Annotated in this window: 1 protein-coding gene; it reads left to right on the plus strand. The window is 52.9% G+C overall.

Features of this window, described 5'->3' with window-relative positions; translation table 11 throughout:
• Window positions 1–26: 26 nt before the first annotated feature.
• Window positions 27–342: transposase (locus tag JUJ53_RS18140; RefSeq protein ID WP_239125183.1), on the plus strand; the 316-nt coding region annotated here is incomplete at its 3' end.

Genomic DNA, 342 nt, shown 5'->3' on the forward strand with positions numbered 1-342 from the left:
AAACGGGCGAGACGTACTGGTGGATTCTGCCTTATGTCAGAACTGACCTCTTTAGCGCCGTATTAAAAGATTTTGCCGAGCATTTTGGGGTGGGTCAACACAAGCGCATCGTGCTGTCGTTCGATCAAGCGGGATGGCACATGAGTGACAAGTTGGAGGTACCCGAGGGGATCCATGTGATGCCCATGCCGCCGTACTCACCCGAGTTACAACCGGCCGAACGGCTGTGGCCCCTGGTTAATGAGGTGTTAGCCAATCAAGTGTTTGAGTCGATAGAGTCGGTTGAAGACCTGGTTTACCAACGCTGTCAGCGATTGTTGCAGCAGCAAGACCTGATTCGAG

This window comes from Leptolyngbya sp. CCY15150, assembly GCF_016888135.1.
Lineage (GTDB): Bacteria > Cyanobacteriota > Cyanobacteriia > RECH01 > RECH01 > RECH01.